The sequence below is a fragment of the Kitasatospora sp. NPDC085464 genome, assembly GCF_044541955.1.
GTDB lineage: Bacteria > Actinomycetota > Actinomycetes > Streptomycetales > Streptomycetaceae > Kitasatospora.
The window spans coordinates 81,175-97,409 of record NZ_JBITTM010000031.1; the positions used below are offsets into that span (position 1 = coordinate 81,175).

The window sequence follows — 16,235 nt, forward strand, 5'->3', positions numbered from 1 at the left end:
CGGCCTGCGGGCCGGCCACGCGGCGGCGGCCGCGACCCGCACGGCCGGACCGCCGGGGCCGTCCGACCCTACGATCCGGGCTGCCGCCCCTTGCCCGGCGCCCCGGCGAAGGCCTGGGCGATCGGGAGCCAGGCGGCGGCGACCGGGCCGGTCGCGGTGAGGGCGAGGTCGTCCCGGTGGCGGCGCTGGGTCACCAGGAGGCAGAAGTCCAGGGCCGGGCCGGTCACCACGTCCTGTGCGTCGGCCGGGCCGATGGCCCACGTCCCGCCGTCGGGGGCGGTCAGTTCGAGCCGGACCGGCCGCTCCGGCGCGGGCAGGCCGTGTGCGCCGAAGGCGAAGCCCAGGGTGCGCAGCCCCAGATGGGCGATGTGCCGCAGCCGGGCGGTGGGCTCGCGGGTGACGCCGAGCGCGTCCGCGACGTCCTGGCCGTGCGCCCAGGTCTCCATCAGCCGGGCGGTGGCCATCGAGGCGGGCTTCATCGGCGGCCCGAACCAGGGCAGCCGTACGTCGGCCGGTGCCGCGGACAGCGCCGCCAGCACCTCCTCCCGCCCGGCCCGCCAGCGGGCGAGCAGCACCGTCGGCTCGGTGGCCGCGCCGTCCCGCGCACCCTCCTCGACCGGGTCGGCGCCGGCTGCCGACAGCTTGCCGAAGCGGGCGTCGAGTGCGGCGGCGAAGCCCTTCGCGTCGCGCGCGGCCAGTGCCGTCCAGTCGTCGGTCCAGGCCAGGTGGGCGATCTGGTGCGCGATCGTCCAGCCCTCGGCGGGTGTCGACCGGGCCCAGCCCTCTGCCGGCAGGCCGGTCACCAGCCCGTCCAGCACCGCGCTCTCGGCCCGCAGGTCCTCCAGCAGCCCGCCGAGGACGCCGCTCGGCGGCGGAGCCGGGGTGTTCGGGTCGGTCATCGGTTTCCCCTCCGATCAAGGCGGTCACCACCCGCCGGTCGTCACGGCCGCACCCTACGCCCGCCCCGTCACCGGCGCCCGGCACTCCGCGGAACACGCACGTCAGGACTCTCGCCACCGGCCGCGGCGCGTGTGAGAATCGCGCGATGAAAAGCGCGGACACTCCCCAAGCTGCGCGAGCCGGTGACGCTGCCGCGCGATCCGGCGGGGTCGTGAAACCCGGTGCCGCCGTGCGGTCCGACGCTGCCGCGCCGGATGCCGTGCGATCGGATGCCGCGCGACCGGATGCCGTGCGACCGGATGCCGGGCGACCCGGCGAGGTCGAAGTCGCCCTCCGGGCCGCCGAGCTGGTGCGGGACGCCGTCCTCGGCGACCTCGCCCGGCGGGTGGTGGCGGAGTGCGGCGCGGACGTCGGGCTGGTCGGGGTGCCGGAGCCGCTGCCCGGGCTGCGGAAGGGCGACGACGGCATGGTGCTGCGCCACTGGGCCGGCACCCGGGCGGACCTGCTGCACGACGTGGCCGTCCCGGCCGGCCTCGGCCTCGGCGGCCGCGCGCTCGCCGAGCGCGCGCCCACCTGGGTGCCCGACTACCGTGCGGCGACGACCATTTCGCACCACTACGATGCGGCCGTGGCCGCCGAGGACCTGTACGCGATGCTCACCGTTCCGCTGATGGACGGCGGCACCGTACACGGCGTGGTGTACGCCTCGGTGCGTGCCGTCGTGCCGTTCGGGGACGTCCGGATCTCCGCCGTCGGCGCGCTGGCCCGGGCCGCGGCCCGGGCGCTGGCCGGGGCGGCCGCCTGGAGCCGCGCGGCAGCCCGACCGGAGCCGGTCCGACCGGAGCCGGGCCGACCGGCCGCCCCCGTACGGCCGTTGACCCCGCGCGAGCACGAGGTGCTGCGCTGGGCGGCGACCGGCCGGACCAACCCGGAGATCGCCGCCCGACTGGGCCTGACGTGCAACACCGTGACCGGCTACCTCAAGTCCGCGATGCACAAGCTCGGCGTCCGCAATCGGACCGAACTTGCGCTGGCGGCAAGGGAGTCTGGCCTGGTGGGCTGAGCCCGCCCGAAGCGTCCGGCCGAAGCGTCCGCCCGAACCGTCCGCCCGGGCCGCCTGCCCGAACCGGTCAGTTGACGCGGCGCTCCCGACCGGTCCAGTACGGCTCGCGCAGCCGGAACTTCTGCAGCTTCCCGGTGGCGGTGCGCGGCAGCGAGTCCCGGAACTCCACCGTGGTGGGCGACTTGTAGCCGGCCAGCCGCTGCTTGCAGTGCGCGATCAACTCGGCCTCGTCGACCGTCCCGTGGCCCTCGCGGAGGACGACCAGCGCCTTCACCGTCTCACCCCACTTCTCGTCCGGCACCCCGATCACCGCGGCCTCGGCGACGGCCGGGTGGTCGTACAGGCAGTCCTCCACCTCGATCGAGGAGACGTTCTCCCCGCCGCTGATGATGACGTCCTTCTTCCGGTCCGAGATGGTCAGTTGGCCGTCCACGAGGGTGCCGCCGTCACCGGTGTGGAACCACTCGTCCCGCAGCGCCTCGGCGGTCGCCTCCGGCTGCCGCCAGTAGCCGTCCAGCACGGTGTTGGAGCGCACCAGCACCTCGCCCTCGTCGTCGACCCGCAGCCGGGTGCCGAGCGCGGGTGCGCCGGCCTGCACCAGCTTCTCGGCCCGCTCGGCGGCCGGCAGCGCGTCCCACTCGGCCCGCGAGCGGTTCACCGTGACGATGGGCGCGGTCTCGGTCAGGCCGTAGAGCTGCATGAACTCCCAGCCCAGCTCCTCCTCGACCTGCTGCACCACCGAGGTCGGCGGCGGGGCGCCGGCCACGATCATCCGCACCCGGTCCCGGCCGGGCACCGGGCCGTCCCAGTCGGCGGCCGCGTCCAGCACCATCTGGACCACGGCGGGCGCGCCGGACAGGAAGGTCACTCCGTGCCGCTCGACCCGGCGCAGGATCTCCGCGCCGTCCACCTTGCGCAGCACGATGTGCCGGGCACCGAGCCCGGTGAGGGAGAACGGCAGGCCCCAGCCGTTGGCGTGGAACATCGGCAGGGTGTGCAGGTAGACGTCGCGGTCGTTGGCGCCGTAGTGCAGGCCCATCAGGGTCGCGTTCAGCCAGACGTTGCGGTGGGTGAGCTGAACGCCCTTGGGGCGGGCGGTGGTTCCGCTGGTGTAGTTGATGGTGGCGGTGTCGTTCTCGGACATCGCGTAGCGCCGGGGGGAGTTGCCGAAGTCGTACAGCAGGGCGTCGCTGTCCGCGCCGAGCACGAACTTGTGATCGGCCACCACCCCGTCCAGCGCGTCGGCGAGTTCGGGGTCGACCAGCAGGACGGAGGCGCCGCTCTGCTCGACGATGTACGACACCTCCTCGGCCTTCAGCCGGAAGTTCACCGGCACCAGCACCCGGCCGTACCCGCTCACCCCGAAGAAGGAGGTGAGCAGGCGCGCCGAGTTGTGCGAGACGATCGCGACCCGCTCGCCGGGCCCGACGCCGAGCCGGTCCAGGCCGGCCGCCTGGGCGCGGGCGAGTTCGGCGACCCGGCGGTAGGTCAGCTCGCCCCAGGATTCGGCCGGCTGGACAGGTTCGTCGACGATGCCGACCCGGTCGCCGTAGACCAGCTCGGCCCGGTCGATGAAGTCCATCACGGAGAGTGGAATCTGCATGCGCTCACTGTCCTCTCCCGTGCGCCCCGTGCACACCCCCGATCGGGGGTGTCACCCTTCCGCAGCACTCCCGTCCGCCGCAGGAGCCGCCGGAACCGCCGCCGGGAGCGCCGCGGCGAGGGCCGCCGCCAGTCGGTCCCGCGCCTCGGTCTGGGCGGCGATCCGGCGCTCCAGCACCGACAGCCGCTCCCGGGCGATCGCCAGCACCCGTTCGGACGGCCGGTTCGCCAGCACGTCCCCGTCCAGGCAGCCCAGCAGCGGCCGGAGGTCCTCCAGGGTGAGGCCGGCGCCCACCAGCGCACGGATGTTGCGCACCCGGACGACCGCGGACTCTCCGTAGTCGCGGTAGCCGTTCGGCTCGCGCGCGGAGTCGATCAGCCCCGCCTGCTCGTAGTGCCGCAGCGCCCGGACGGTCGCCCCCGTCGCCCGCGCCAGCTCGCCGATCCGCACCCGTACGGCCCTCTCCGTCCGTCCCACTGGTCAGCCCACCAGGGCGCCCCCGTCGACGGACAACACTACGCCGGTCACGAACGAGGCCTGCGGCGAGGCGAGTTGCACGATCGCCCAGGCCACCTCGGCGGGCCGGCCGATCCGGCCCAGCGGGGTGTGCTCGATCTGCCACTTCCGGATGGCCGCCCGCCGCTCGGGGTCGTACCCGGAATGGTCGGCGATCGGGGTGTCGACGGCGCCGGGTGCCACGGCCGCCACCCGGATCCCGCGCGGCGCCAGCTCCACCGCCCAGCTGCGGGTGACGGTCTCCAGTGCGGCCTTGCTCGCCGCGTACACCGCGTTGGCGGGCCAGCCGCGCTGTCCGACGGCGGTGCTGACGTTGACGATCACGCCCCGGCTGTCGGCCAGGGCCGGCAGCGCGGCCTGCCCGAGCAGCACCGGGGCGACCAGGTTGGTGGCCAGCAGTTCTTCGATCCCCGTCCGGTCGTAGCCGCCGAGGCCCTGGCCGCTCCGGACGATCCCGGCGTTGTTGACCAGGACGTCCAGTCGGCCGAACCGCTCCAGCGCGGCCCCGACGATCGTCTCCGGCGCGTCCGGGCCGGTCAGGTCGGCGGCGAACGGCTCGATCAGCGACGGGTGCGCGGCCGCCGTCTCCGCCAGCGGCCCCGGCCGCCGCCCGACCGCGAGCACCCGCGCCCCCTCGGCCGCGAAGGCCCGCGCGGTCTCCCGCCCGATGCCCGTCCCGGCTCCGGTGACCACGACGACCCGGTCCTCTGCTGCGTTCACAGTGTCCATGCGGCAAGCCTGCGACCCTGCCGCAGGCGTCAGGGTCAAGCGGCGGCGGGCCGGGGTCGAGCGCCAGGGGCCGGGGTCGAGCGGCGGGGGACCGGCGTCGAGCGGCGGGGGAGAGGAGCACCGCCGTCCGCTTGCTGAGCCCGACGCGAACAACGCGCCCGCCGGCCCGGCGTCCGGGCCGCCGCCTGCTAGGAAGGTCGCAACGCACGGTCATCCACCCACGGGGAGCACATCCATGAGCGACCAACGGCCCGACACCCTCTACCAGGCCGTGGGCGGCATCGACGCGCTGCGCCGCCTCAGCCACACCTTCTACCGGGGCGTCCTCGCCGACCCGCTGCTCGCGCCGGTCTTCGCCGACTTCACCCCCACCCACATCGAGCACGTCGCGGTCTGGCTGGCCGAGATCTTCGGCGGCCCGACCGCCTTCACCGACGAACTCGGCGGCCACCAGGCCCTGTTGCGCGCCCACCTGGGCCTGGCGATCACGGAGGAGCAGCGGCTGCGCTGGATGGAGCTGATGGCCGAGGCCGTCGACCGGGAGCTGCCGGCGGACGAACTGCTGCGCCGCCGGGTGCTGGAGTACTTCGACTGGGGCACGAAGATCGCCGAGGACGTCTCCGCCTCCCCGGCCGGCACCGACCTCGGCGATCCCGGCCCGACCCCGCGCTGGAGCTGGGAGGGGCTGGAGAGGTGACCGTCGCCGCCCACCCGACGGCCGACGGCCTGCTGCTGCGACCCTTCGAGGACACCGACGCGCCGGCCCTGGTCGAGGCCTACCGGGACGAAACCCTGCGCCGCTTCACCCGCACCCCGGTGGACGACGCCGAGCAGGCCGCGCACTGGATGGGTCTGCAGCACGAGGGCCGGGCGGCCGGCACCCGGTACGCCTTCGCCGTCGTGGACGCCGGCGAGCTGGTCGGCACCGTCGTGCTCAAGCGCGGCACCCCGGGCGGGGCGACGGCCGAGGTGGGGTACTGGACGGCGGGCCCGGCGCGCGGCCGGGGGGTGGCCCCGCGCGCGGTGGAGGGCCTCACCGCCTGGGCGTTCGCCGCCTTCGCCGAGGACGGCCTGCGCCGGATCGACCTGCTGCACGAGGGCGACAACCACGCCTCCTGCCGGGTCGCGGAGAAGAGCGGCTATGCGTTCACGGAGATCGTCCCGGCGTTCCCGCCCTACCCGCTGGACGGCCACCGGCACTCCCGGAAACGGCTGGACGGATCCGAGCGGAGCGGGTCAGAGTAGGCGGATGGCTTCCCTGGTACGACATGTGACGATCGATTGCGCCGACCCGCACACCCTGGCCGGTTTCTGGGCCCGGGCGCTGGAGGGCACCCTCGGCGAGGACGACAACCCGGGCGACGAGGAGGCGCTGGTGGAGTCGGCCGGCGCCTCGCTGCTGTTCATCCGGGTGCCCGAGGGCAAGTCGGTGAAGAACCGGGTCCACCTGGACCTGCAGCCGCAGGACCGCAGCCGGGACGAGGAGGCGGAGCGGCTGGTCGCCCTGGGCGCCACCGTGCTGGCCGACCACCGCAGGCCGGACGGCACCGGCTGGATCACCCTGGCGGACCCCAACACACGTGACTACCAGTTCTGTGCAGCTTAGCCGCAGGTCAGCACCAACGACAGAGCCCCGCCCGGCGCTTGGCCGAACGGGGCGTTTTGCTGTCTGGCGAGACCAACTCGGTGCGAACGGCTCGGTGGTGCGGGACGGCCCAGCACTCACGCGACCAGTCAGGGCGGGGTCTGGCGGGCGCAGGTCAGGCTCGGACGAGTTCGGCGGCGCGCTGCCCGAGGTCTGCGGCGCCGGGAATGCCACGCCGGGCCCAACTCGTCATCGTGGTACGGACTTTGTGAAGGTCCTTCTTGTGTCGGTCCGAGGCGACTCCATCCATGAAGTCCAGGGACTGACCCCAAATCCCCACAGCTTCGTCGTGGCGGCGCTGAGCGGCGACAGACCGGGCCAGGTTCCCGAGCGTCAGGGCGTGAATGCGCCGGAACGCCTCGGGGTCACGACCGGCGAGGGCTGCGCGGTGGTGGCGTTCGGCCGCCCGGTGGTCTTTCAGCTCGGCCAGCGTCTTAGCGGTGTGAGAGGCGACCGTTGCCGCTACCGGCCCGGTGGCGGCCGTAAAAGACGCTGGCGGAGCCGTGGTGTCAAGCATGGCGTCCTCGGCCGCCAGTAGCGCCGCTGCGGCCTTCCGTCCGTTCCCCACAGCTCCGTACGCCCTGGCGCTCGTAATCAGCAGCAGGGCCTCGGTCTGCGGGTCCACCTTCCGGCGGGCTCGCCGTAGGGACTCCTCCGCCAGTTCAACGCAGAACTCCGGCTGCTTGAGGTTGAGGGCCTGATGGGCGAGGGCACGCATCATCCAGGCTCCGTGTCCCGTCGGATCGCTCTCGCAGGCGAGTTGGTAGCCGAGGAGGTAGTACCGCTGTGCGGCACCCTCCCGGCCCAGGTCGTGGTACTTCCACGCGGCGAGGTACGACAGTTCGGCCGCCACACCGTAGGCGTCCCGGCGAATCGCCTCGGAGGGGTACACGGCCTGGAGCATCGGCACCACCGTGTCGGTCAGGTAGGTGGTCACCGCACTCAGCCCGTGCCCACCGCCAAGACGCTCGTCAGCGGCGGTGAACACGCCGGTGATGTGCCGGACGGTGGCCACCTCACCGACGCCCACCCGGCCGCCGGTCCTTCCCGCTCGCAGGGTCGCTGCGACCGCATGGTGATCGTAGGTCAGCGGCAGCGCCACGGCGGCGGTGGCGAACGCACTGGCGAGGAAGTCACGGCGGGACTGCATCACGGCTCTCCCGAGGTCGGCGGCGGTGGCCAGCGGGTCGGCGCTCATAACCTCCCCGATCGCTTCCGACCCTAATCCGATCTCCGCCACGGTTACCTTGCGACGCGTCCTCCGGGTAAGGGCCTCGGCAAGATACTGCGGCGTGCGCCCGGTGGGGGTACCGCCGGCCACCCAGTGAGCGACGGCCGATGGAGCCGTGGCCAAGTGCTCCCCCGCCTCCGAAGCGACCGTGCGCACTGTCGTCGCCAGGGCCTGGTACGTGCATCCGGCCTCCGCGATCACCCGGGCCAGTGCTTCGTTCGGCGCCTTAGTGTCCGTCAACTGTCGCCCCCAATTGCGATCTTGAACGGGTTGAACGGGATCGGTGTGCTCACACCGTACCGCCGGAGCGTGACTGACTGTTCACTGATTGCACCGACAGGCCAGGGGGTTCCCGTCGACTGGCACGGCAATGACGACACCTGCCGCAAGCCACGCGGTGAACCCGCCACCGGTCGGCGAACTCCTCCCCGAACCTCGGGGAGGTGCACCAATCCGCAGCAGTACCTATGGAGGGAGCACAACCATGTCCGACAGCACCCAGGTCAGCAACCTGACGCGGCGCCTGGACCACTCGGTGCCGGACGGCGACTTCGCGCCGGTGGGCGTCGAGTCCCTGACGCGGCGGCTGGACCACTCGGTGCCGGACGGCGACTTCGCGCCCGTGGCCACCGAGGTCTGACAGCAACTCCGAACTAATGCCGGGTAGTTGACGGCATGGCGGGTCGGCTCGGACGACCACCCGGTCCGGCCCGCCGCGCGGCATCGCCACACGGCCCCAAGCAAGGAGAGTCCGCAGTGAACACCACCATCGCCACCAGCGTCCCGGCTGGCTCCTTCTTCGATCTCGGCCGGAAGGACCCGGACCTGCTCCGCCTGCGCGAGGAGGGAGCGGAGAGCACTCTGCCATTCGCCTTGATGGAACGCCTCATCAAGTCCGGCACCCCCTGCGCACAACACGCCCGTTCCCTGCGCAGCGAGAGCGTGACCGTGGCCGGAGCGGCCTTCGACTGGTTCGACGCCCAGCTTCCCGGCGAGATCGCCAACGAGATCAACCTGACGAGCTACGAGATCGCCGAGCACACCGATGACCGCCGCGCAGCACTGTCCGAGGCGCTGGACCGCCTGTCGCTGGTCCACCCCGAGGGATTCGCCCGCGTGCGCGAGTTCGTCCGTGGGATGTTGTGGGTCGGGCTCAAGCCCGGGGTCCGCGCTTCTTCGCTGACCAGTTCCAGTGACCCGGCGCTCCCGTACATCGTCGTGTTCTCCGACAAGGCCCGACACCACATCCCGCCGAACACGGTCAGCCCGGAGCCGTCCCCCCGGTTCCTGGCGGAGAACCTGCTCCACGAGGGAACGCACCAGTCGATCAGCTTCCACGTCCTTCAGCACCAGGTCTTCGCCGACGGGTACTCGTCCAAGGAGTCCCCGAAGATCGAGATCAAGTGGCGAGCGGGTCAGGGCGTCGCGCGCAACCAGTACTGGGAGGTGGACCGGTCCTTCCACGCGACCTGTGTCTACAACCAGTTGCTGAGGTTCCGCCGCACTGAGCTGGACCGCGACGACCTGACCGCCACCGAACGCACGTGCTTTCAGGCCGCCTACGACGAGGGCCTGCCCGCCGTCCGCTACCTCATGCGCGAACTCGAACTCCTGAGTGAGAACTTCACCCCGCACGGGGTGGAGCTGCTGGCTGACCTGCGCCAGCAGACCGACCAGCTGTAGTGCCACTCTGAGCAGAACCGAACGAGGAGGGTCCGGTGCTCCAGCACCTCATCACACAAGACGCCGGCCTGCGGATGGTCCCGACCGACCGGAGCAAGTTGGCCACTGCGGTCGGCCAACTCCAGGACGACCTACGGGCTTTGCCCGAGGGGACCGACCCCGCCCGCACCCGGGTCCTGACCAGATGGATCGGTGTCGGTCAGATGTGCTTGGGCCACCACGAGGAGGCCCTGACGTTCCTGCGGCAGTCGCTCGACTTGGCCGCAGTGAGCGGAAACACCAGGGCGGTCGTCGCCACGGGGCTCAACCTCGGCGACGCCCACCGCTACGCCGGCGACATGCGGACTGCGGATGCGCTCTACCGCAGCGCCCTGGGCACCGCGCGGAGCCAACACCCGGAACTGGTGGACTTCGCGCTCCAGCACACCGGGAAGTATCTGATGGAGCGCGGTGACCTCGCGGGGGCAGAGGCTCACCTCCGGGAAGCGCTGCGGCTGCGGATCGCCAAGGGCGACACCGAGCTGATCGGGTCCACGCAGGCAGCACTCTCGCGGGTGGAACTGCTGATCGACCGTGCCGCCGCACCGGGAGCGGACGACACTGCGCCTCGCCAGTGGAACGGTCAGTGGACCACGTGGCTCCAGTCCCACACCACGGCCCGCAGCCCGGACCGGTGGGCAGAGGACTTCCCCGCTATCCGGGGCGCCGTACGTGGGCTGACCGCGCGTCAGCGGGTCCACCCGCGACACCTGCGCGACCAGCCGTTCCCGGCCGAGCTGATCACCGCGATGGCGCAGGAGGCCGAGGAGGCCCTGGCCATCAACGGCTACCTTCACAACGGCAAGTGGAACGCAGCCGTGGGCGATGCCGCGAACCGGTTCGTCGGGCAAGTCGATCTCGCCGCAGTCGTCACGGAGTCCACCGGCCTGGAAGTCGAGCAGCCGCACAACGGCGTCTATATCGCCTATCTGGAGGAGGGGCAGTTCCTCGACTTCCATGTTGACGAGTTCGGGTTCGGCGAGGCCAACCTGATCCTGTGCCTCAAGCACGAGCGTTCCGCGGCGGCTCCCACCGTGAGCACTACCGTGTTCATCGGCGCCGACGGCTACCGTGCTTGCGATCTCGCGGCGGGCGAGTGCGTCGTGTTCGATGGGGCGATCACCCCGCACGGTAGGACGCCCCTTGGCGCTGGAGAACGCGTGACCCTCATCAGCTTCGGATTCCGGGCGCGCGATGTGGCCAAGCGTTCGGCCGCTCACCTCCCGGCCGCTCCGCGCTGAGTACGGGAGGTTCTTCACAAACGCAGAAAGGCCCCGCCTTGTCCCCCTGAGGGAGAACAAGGCGGGGCCTTTGCGACTCTCTTGATCTGTGACTCTCCGCCAAACGGGTCTAGTTGCGGCGAGGGTTTTTTCCCTCCCTGCCGCGCTTTGGGCCCTGGGAGGGGAGTCACCCCCCTGGGTAAACCAGCAGGTCAGGGGCTTTTCATGGGCTTTTGGCGCTCCGAGGCCCATCCTCCGGGCTGGTGAACGGCCGTCTCGCGGCTGTGACACGACGTGCACAGCGGGCGGAGCCGTGACCAAGCGTCAGGATCGGGCACGCCTCGGGCGACCAGTGAGCGGCGCAACTCGGGGAAGTGGTCAGCGACCACCGCGAGGCGAGCGCAGAGCACGCACCACGGATGGGCGTAGAGGTAGGCCCGACGGATGCGGGGCCAGCGAGGACCGTACGCGCTGCCACCTGGTGTGCCTCGCTGTGCGTCCGCCTCGGCCTGGTGCTTGGGGCAGCGACCACCACGGGCGGTCAGCTCGGGGCACCCGGGGACAGAGCACGGGGGCGGGGTTGTTGGGGCATGCGCTCCCCCCTTAAAGATCTTTAGCAGCGTTAGCGGCATTGGGCGCCTGGAACATCGGTATTACGCGCCAGTAACTGGTCAAGTTGGTCCCATGACTCAGCGACCGGCGGACGATCGCCCACAGCTCGAATTCCGCATTGGCGGAGTCCACTTGACGGTTCAGCGCATCCCAGCGTGGCTCATCACTGCTGCCACGGCGGGCGGCAGTACCCTTGTTGCTCTGCTGAGCCGGCGGTGACCCTAGCTGCCAGGGTGCGGCACACCTTCAGGGACAGCCGCACCCGGTAGTATCGGCCATGCCTGGAGAGGAGGGGACATGGAAAACGAAAGCTGGCTGGCCAAGTTCAAGGCACTCCCGCCCAACGCCACCTTGGAACAGCGAGTAGCCCTTGTCCTTGATGGGTGCCCCGAAGTACCCGACGCCGTGCGCCAATCCATCGCCGAGCGCCTTGCGTCGTCAGTGGCCGCAGACGCGAGCTGGTGTTTTGAGCGCCTCAACCCGAAGCTAGAGGCAGCCCACCGCGCCTGCTATAGCGCCCAGGACGCCGTGCGCGATGCGGCCGAAGAGCTGCCCAGGCTGCCACGCCGGACGCTCGCCGTGTAGCCGTAGAGGGCTTTTTGCTCGCCATGTCGGAGCTGATCCTCTACTTGGTGGGGTTCCTTGCGCTGGTGCTGATGGCGCTGCTGTCCCGGCTGCTCGGTGGAGCTAGTGCCGACCACGTCCCGGCGTGGCAGCCCGAGCCCATCGAAGAGTCACCACAGATCACGCCCCGAGGTCCGAACTCCGCCTTCCCCGTGAGTACTTACCGGGGCGGGCGCCGCCGCAGCGCGCTGGGGAGCGCCGTACTGGCTGCGTGAGTGACCCGTCTTCCATCAGCGCGGAAGGCATGTTCATCGTGTTCAAGATGCCGGAATCGGCGCCGTGGGGTGCCGTGCTGGCTGTCGTCCTGGTGTCGGTCGTGTTCTTCGGCTTGGTCCGACTCGCAAAGGCCGTGTGGCCGCAGAACTCCGCGGATCGCAAAGAGCTTTGGCAGGAGTGGGCCCGCCGCAGGCGAGACCGGCGTCATGGCCCAGCACCTCGGCGAAGGGCCGAGCGTCGCCGAAGCCGAAGCCGGTCCCGTTAGGGCCCAACCGCGAACGCCCCGAAGTCCGTCGCCGTCTTCCCTCGGTGGCAGGTACGGCACAGCGCTTGAACGTTGCTGTCCGTGTCCTCGCCGCCGAGGGCGAGCGGGGTCCGGTGGTCAACGTCGACCAGCTCGGCGGGGAAGCCCTCGCCGCACAGCCCGCAGACCGCGGAGCCCGCTCGGTCGATCTGCCGGCGAAGCCGCTCGGCGCCGCTGTAGTGCCGACGAGTCCCCTGTATCAGCCATTCCGTAGAGTTCCTGATACAGGGGACTTGCGACTCGTGCAGCCGGTCTACGGGCCCGGCGGAATGACCGGCGGATCGATCGGGCTGCCGTCCGGACGTCTAGGCGTCACGTCGACGGCTAGCAGCCGGCCAGGGTGCCTGGGGTCGCTCATCTGCTGGGTTCCTCGCGGCATTGGCGCCCCACCACTGCGTACTGGCAAGCCAATTGGCGCATCCGACCACACAGGCCGCCCCTGCGCATCCCGGGGAAAGTGTGGATAGGTACCGTCCGCCCATCACCACCCCCGCTGGCTACGCCGCGACGGGCTCGGCGAGGCGGACCCGACTGCCTGCCGCGGGGGCGGTCTGCGGCGACGCACTCAGCTCGGTGCGGAGCCCCGCCGTCTCCTCGATCGCCGGGTCCAGCTCACCCGCGATGGTGAACGTGACCCGCCGCGTGTCCAGCTTCCGCCACCCCCCGCGGACACCCCGCCGCACGTCGAGCCGGACCCCGGCGTCTACCAACATCCGTCGCCGGCCAGCAACGTCCGCGGTCGCCCAGTCGTCCGCGTAGGTCCGCCCGGTCTCCGTGACCACCCGCGTGGGCTCGGTCTTCTCCCGGGACTCCAACTCAGCTATGCGGCTGTCCAGTGCGTCATGTCGCTTCTGCCACTCCTGCGCAGCGTGCCGAGACTTCTGCTGCCCTTGAATTTTCAGGTGCGCCGTGTACTCCGCCACGGTGGCGTTCAGCTCCGGCTCGGGGTCGTACCCGGGCACCTCTACGACGGTCTTCGTCCGGATGGGGCCGACCAGCCGCAGAAACTCCTCTTCCACGTGGTCATCTGCCCAGTCTCCCCGGACGTTCGACGGTGCCTCGCACTTATCGCCGCGGGCGTGGTGGTTGCACTTGTACGTAGCGGTCCTGCCTTCCTGCGCGTTCAAGTACATGCGCCCGCCGCACGAATCGCAGTGGATGACCCGCAGCAGCAGCGCATCCGTGTCGGACCGGTCGCTGTTCTCGATGCTGCGTTCGTCAAGGATGGCGCCGATCCGGTCGAACTCCTCGCGGGTGAGGATCGGGTCCATGGTGCACATGATCGGGTTGCCGTGGTCGTCGCGCACGGGCACGCCGTTGTGCATCTTCCAGCCGATCAGCGTCTCACTGCGGAGCATCCGGGTAATGACCGCCGGAGTCCACTTGAACACGTCCACCACGACGTGGGAGCCCTTCGCCCTGCCGGTCTTTCCGCCCCGCTTTCGCCCGTTCTTGACGGACCAGTAGTCGCGCGGGCTGAGTACGTCGTCGGTGTTGAGCCCCACTGCGATGGCGGACACCGTGGCACCCTCCAGCAGCTCCCGGACGATGCGCTCAATGACTTTGACCGCGTCGGGGTCGGGCGCCAGGGTCCGACCCTTGCCGCCGAACTCCTCGGGCATCGGGGCGGGCAGGTAGCCGTACGGCGGACGACCACCGCCACGCCACCGAAGCGGCATCTTGCGCATGGCAGCCATGGCGCCGGTCACGCGGTCGCTGATGCTCTGCGACTCAACCTGTGCGGCAAACGCCAGCATGAGCATCTGGAGCTCTGCCATGGGGTCCATGGGGTTGCGGAAGTCGAACACCAAGCGCCCGCCGCCGATACCTTCGGCGAAGACCAGCACCTTGCGGTGTTCCCTCGCCCACTTGGCGAGTTCGTGCATGTGCCCCATGGACCGGATGGCGCGGTCGAAGCGCCACCACACCAGGGCATCGAAGCTTCCGGGTTGCTCAGCCACTGGCCGAGCTGCGGGCGGTCGAACGGACTCGTTTTGGACGCGCTGACGTCGAGGTCCACCGCCTCCCGGAGTGCGGCACCCTGCCCGAAGTCGATGTGCAGCGCTGCGGCTGCCTGATCGTCCGCCTCGCGCTGCCGCTCGGGGCTGGTGGTCTCGTCCGTCAGTACGGACAGGCGGACGCAACGAACACCCCGAAGGGTCTCGTTGAACACTGTGCCGGACAACGGATTGCGGGAGTCTTCCATACTGCGTGGGGAGGGGGCAGATTTCCCAGTACCGCACTCCGAGCCCCTGACCTGCACAGATGCCGCTGCCATCTCTCACACTCCAGAACATCCAGTTCTGTGTGTCGGGAGACCCGGAGGGCAACGAGTTCTGCGTCGAGCGGAGCCGGACGGAGCGCGCCGCCACCGGCGACGCGTAAGCGCGGTACGCAGCCGAGGCACGTGGCCGGCCCGGCCACGTGCCTCGGCTGCTTCCGGTGCGGGGTTCAGCCCAGCTGGATCGAGCGCTTGGCCAGCCCCATCCAGAACCCGTCGATGACGCTGCGCTGACTGCCGAGGTCGGCCTCGCCGGCGCCGAGGGTGACGAACAGCGGGGCGAAGTGCTCGGTGCGCGGGTGGGCCAGGCGTCCGGCGGGGGCCTTGTGCTCGAAGTCGAGCAGCGCGTCCAGGTCGTGGGCCTCCAGGGCGCGCCGGCCCCAGTCGTCGAACTCGGCCATCACCGAGGTGACCCGGCCGTCGCTGCTGAGCGCCCGCAGGTTGTGGGTGAAGAAGCCGCTGCCGACGATCAGCACGCCCTCGTCGCGCAGCGGGGCGAGCTTGCGGCCGATCTCCAGCAGCCGCTGCGGGTCGAGGGTGGGCAGCGAGACCTGGAGCACCGGGACGTCGGCCTCGGGGTACATCTCCACCAGCGGGACGTACGCGCCGTGGTCGAGCCCGCGGTCGGGGATGTCCTGGACGGGCGTCCCGGGGGCGTGCAGCAGCTTGCGCACGCGCTCGGCGAGCTCCGGCGCACCGGGGGCGGCGTACCGGACCCGGTAGTAGTGCTCGGGGAAGCCCCAGAAGTCGTAGACCAGCGGGACGGTGGTGACGGCCCCGAGGGCGAGCGGCGCCTCCTCCCAGTGGGCGGAGACCATCAGGACGGCCTTGGGTCGCGGCAGGTCGGCGGACCAGGCGGCCAGTTCGCCCGGCCAGACCGGGTCGTCGGCCAGCGGCGGAGCGCCGTGCGACAGGTACAGGGCGGGCATGCGCTCGGCGGCCGCGGCGCTCATGGCGTCCTCCTCGGACTGTTCATCCACTGATAGTTCAAATTTGAACCTCTACTCCGATCGACGGTACACCTTCGTTCGAATTTGAACAACAGGAGTAGGCTTGGCCCCATGCCCCCACTGAACGAACCCCGCTGGCTGGACCCGGACGAGATGGCCGCCTGGCGGGGCTTCGTCACCGCGAGCAACCTGCTCAATCGCCGGCTGGAGCGCCAGCTCAAGGAGGACTCCGGCCTCTCGCACCAGCAGTACGAGATCCTGGTGCACCTGTCCGCCGCCCCCGGCGACTCGCTGCGGATGACCGAACTCGCCGACAAGCTCGTCACCTCCAAGAGCGGCCTGACCTACCAGGTCACCCAGCTGGAGCGGATGGGCCTGGTCGCCCGCCGCTCCTGCCCCAGCGACGTGCGCGGGGTCTTCGCCGAACTCACCGACCAGGGGCGGGAGATGCTGCGCCAGGCCGCACCCGGGCACGTCGCCCTGGTCCGCGAGCTGCTGATCGACGTGCTCAGCCGCGAGCAGCTGGCCGTCCTCGCCGAGGGCCTCGGCGAGGTCAGCGCCCGGCTCCGCCTGGACGAGACCCCCTAGGGACGCCCGGGCCCGCCCGCGCCCGAGCCGG

The 16,235-nt window shown here is 71.1% G+C and carries 17 protein-coding genes; 9 read left to right on the plus strand and 8 right to left on the minus strand.

The features are described 5' to 3' along the window. Positions 1-68 precede the first annotated feature (68 nt). Positions 69-899, minus strand: coding sequence for a TIGR03084 family metal-binding protein (locus tag ACIGG8_RS26495; RefSeq protein WP_396551315.1), 831 nt, complete (start codon positions 897-899; stop codon positions 69-71). 290 nt (positions 900-1,189) lie between these two features. Between ACIGG8_RS26495 and ACIGG8_RS26500 the strand changes: the two genes are divergently transcribed. Further along, positions 1,190-1,963: a LuxR C-terminal-related transcriptional regulator gene (locus tag ACIGG8_RS26500; protein WP_396551316.1), complete on the plus strand. Its 774-nt coding sequence runs from the start codon at positions 1,190-1,192 to the stop codon at positions 1,961-1,963. Positions 1,964-2,030: 67 nt separating this feature from the next. Here the strand turns inward: ACIGG8_RS26500 and ACIGG8_RS26505 are convergent, their stop codons facing one another. Genes ACIGG8_RS26505 through ACIGG8_RS26515 form a run of 3 tightly spaced genes read right to left on the minus strand, consistent with a single transcriptional unit; the run spans position 2,031 to position 4,811 of the window. Further along, positions 2,031-3,566 (minus strand): AMP-binding protein, encoded by a 1,536-nt coding sequence (locus ACIGG8_RS26505; protein ID WP_396551317.1) that lies wholly within the window; start codon positions 3,564-3,566, stop codon positions 2,031-2,033. A 51-nt stretch (positions 3,567-3,617) separates the two neighbouring features. Further along, on the minus strand, positions 3,618-4,016 hold the full coding sequence (locus ACIGG8_RS26510) for a MerR family transcriptional regulator (RefSeq protein ID WP_396551358.1): 399 nt from the start codon (positions 4,014-4,016) through the stop codon (positions 3,618-3,620). A 30-nt stretch (positions 4,017-4,046) separates the two neighbouring features. Next, positions 4,047-4,811 carry an SDR family NAD(P)-dependent oxidoreductase gene (locus ACIGG8_RS26515; protein WP_396551318.1) on the minus strand — a complete coding sequence of 255 codons (765 nt, stop codon included), beginning with the start codon at positions 4,809-4,811 and terminating at the stop codon, positions 4,047-4,049. Between the two features lie 235 nt (positions 4,812-5,046). Between ACIGG8_RS26515 and ACIGG8_RS26520 the strand changes: the two genes are divergently transcribed. The 3 genes from ACIGG8_RS26520 to ACIGG8_RS26530 are packed head-to-tail and all read left to right on the plus strand — an operon-like array spanning position 5,047 to position 6,417. After that, positions 5,047-5,508 (plus strand): group II truncated hemoglobin, encoded by a 462-nt coding sequence (locus ACIGG8_RS26520; protein WP_396551319.1) that lies wholly within the window; start codon positions 5,047-5,049, stop codon positions 5,506-5,508. Next, positions 5,505-6,056 (plus strand): GNAT family N-acetyltransferase, encoded by a 552-nt coding sequence (locus ACIGG8_RS26525; protein ID WP_396551320.1) that lies wholly within the window; start codon positions 5,505-5,507, stop codon positions 6,054-6,056. Before ACIGG8_RS26520 ends, ACIGG8_RS26525 begins: the two co-directional genes overlap by 4 nt. Positions 6,057-6,060: 4 nt before the next feature. Then, complete coding sequence (locus ACIGG8_RS26530) at positions 6,061-6,417, plus strand: VOC family protein (RefSeq protein ID WP_396551321.1); 357 nt, start codon at positions 6,061-6,063, stop codon at positions 6,415-6,417. Between the two features lie 154 nt (positions 6,418-6,571). Here ACIGG8_RS26530 and ACIGG8_RS26535 read toward each other — a convergent pair whose 3' ends face one another. Then, on the minus strand, positions 6,572-7,927 hold the full coding sequence (locus ACIGG8_RS26535; RefSeq protein WP_396551322.1) for a tetratricopeptide repeat protein: 1,356 nt from the start codon (positions 7,925-7,927) through the stop codon (positions 6,572-6,574). Between the two features lie 244 nt (positions 7,928-8,171). Here ACIGG8_RS26535 and ACIGG8_RS26540 point away from each other — a divergent pair, with 244 nt between their 5' ends. The 4 genes from ACIGG8_RS26540 to ACIGG8_RS26555 all read left to right on the plus strand — a co-directional run bounded on the left by ACIGG8_RS26540 (position 8,172) and on the right by ACIGG8_RS26555 (position 11,826). After that, the gene (locus ACIGG8_RS26540) at positions 8,172-8,327 is read left to right on the plus strand and encodes a hypothetical protein (protein ID WP_209414820.1); all 156 of its coding nucleotides are present in this window, start codon (positions 8,172-8,174) and stop codon (positions 8,325-8,327) included. A gap of 116 nt (positions 8,328-8,443) precedes the next feature. Next, positions 8,444-9,370, plus strand: a complete 927-nt coding sequence (locus ACIGG8_RS26545; protein WP_396551323.1) for a hypothetical protein — start codon at positions 8,444-8,446, stop codon at positions 9,368-9,370. Between the two features lie 35 nt (positions 9,371-9,405). After that, complete coding sequence (locus ACIGG8_RS26550) at positions 9,406-10,650, plus strand: hypothetical protein (RefSeq protein ID WP_396551324.1); 1,245 nt, start codon at positions 9,406-9,408, stop codon at positions 10,648-10,650. A gap of 888 nt (positions 10,651-11,538) precedes the next feature. Continuing rightward, positions 11,539-11,826, plus strand: coding sequence for a hypothetical protein (locus ACIGG8_RS26555; RefSeq protein WP_396551325.1), 288 nt, complete (start codon positions 11,539-11,541; stop codon positions 11,824-11,826). Positions 11,827-12,342: 516 nt separating this feature from the next. Here ACIGG8_RS26555 and ACIGG8_RS26560 read toward each other — a convergent pair. The 3 genes from ACIGG8_RS26560 to ACIGG8_RS26570 all read right to left on the minus strand — a co-directional run bounded on the left by ACIGG8_RS26560 (position 12,343) and on the right by ACIGG8_RS26570 (position 15,619). Beyond that, positions 12,343-12,633 (minus strand): HNH endonuclease, encoded by a 291-nt coding sequence (locus ACIGG8_RS26560; RefSeq protein ID WP_396551359.1) that lies wholly within the window; start codon positions 12,631-12,633, stop codon positions 12,343-12,345. A gap of 249 nt (positions 12,634-12,882) precedes the next feature. After that, the gene (locus ACIGG8_RS26565) at positions 12,883-14,346 is read right to left on the minus strand and encodes a recombinase family protein (protein ID WP_396551326.1); all 1,464 of its coding nucleotides are present in this window, start codon (positions 14,344-14,346) and stop codon (positions 12,883-12,885) included. A 490-nt stretch (positions 14,347-14,836) separates the two neighbouring features. Beyond that, complete coding sequence (locus ACIGG8_RS26570; RefSeq protein ID WP_396551327.1) at positions 14,837-15,619, minus strand: dioxygenase; 783 nt, start codon at positions 15,617-15,619, stop codon at positions 14,837-14,839. 117 nt (positions 15,620-15,736) lie between these two features. Between ACIGG8_RS26570 and ACIGG8_RS26575 the strand changes: the two genes are divergently transcribed. Beyond that, positions 15,737-16,204 (plus strand): MarR family winged helix-turn-helix transcriptional regulator, encoded by a 468-nt coding sequence (locus ACIGG8_RS26575; RefSeq protein ID WP_396551360.1) that lies wholly within the window; start codon positions 15,737-15,739, stop codon positions 16,202-16,204. Positions 16,205-16,235 lie beyond the last annotated feature (31 nt).

Coding starts and splice junctions, on each gene's coding strand:
- ACIGG8_RS26505 (WP_396551317.1), bottom strand. CDS start 3,566: ATGCAGATTCCACTCTCCGTGATGGACTTCATCGACCGGGCCGAGCTG.
- ACIGG8_RS26540 (WP_209414820.1), top strand. CDS start 8,172: ATGTCCGACAGCACCCAGGTCAGCAACCTGACGCGGCGCCTGGACCAC.
- ACIGG8_RS26555 (WP_396551325.1), top strand. CDS start 11,539: ATGGAAAACGAAAGCTGGCTGGCCAAGTTCAAGGCACTCCCGCCCAAC.
- ACIGG8_RS26570 (WP_396551327.1), bottom strand. CDS start 15,619: ATGAGCGCCGCGGCCGCCGAGCGCATGCCCGCCCTGTACCTGTCGCAC.
- ACIGG8_RS26530 (WP_396551321.1), top strand. CDS start 6,061: ATGGCTTCCCTGGTACGACATGTGACGATCGATTGCGCCGACCCGCAC.
- ACIGG8_RS26495 (WP_396551315.1), bottom strand. CDS start 899: ATGACCGACCCGAACACCCCGGCTCCGCCGCCGAGCGGCGTCCTCGGC.
- ACIGG8_RS26515 (WP_396551318.1), bottom strand. CDS start 4,811: ATGGACACTGTGAACGCAGCAGAGGACCGGGTCGTCGTGGTCACCGGA.
- ACIGG8_RS26520 (WP_396551319.1), top strand. CDS start 5,047: ATGAGCGACCAACGGCCCGACACCCTCTACCAGGCCGTGGGCGGCATC.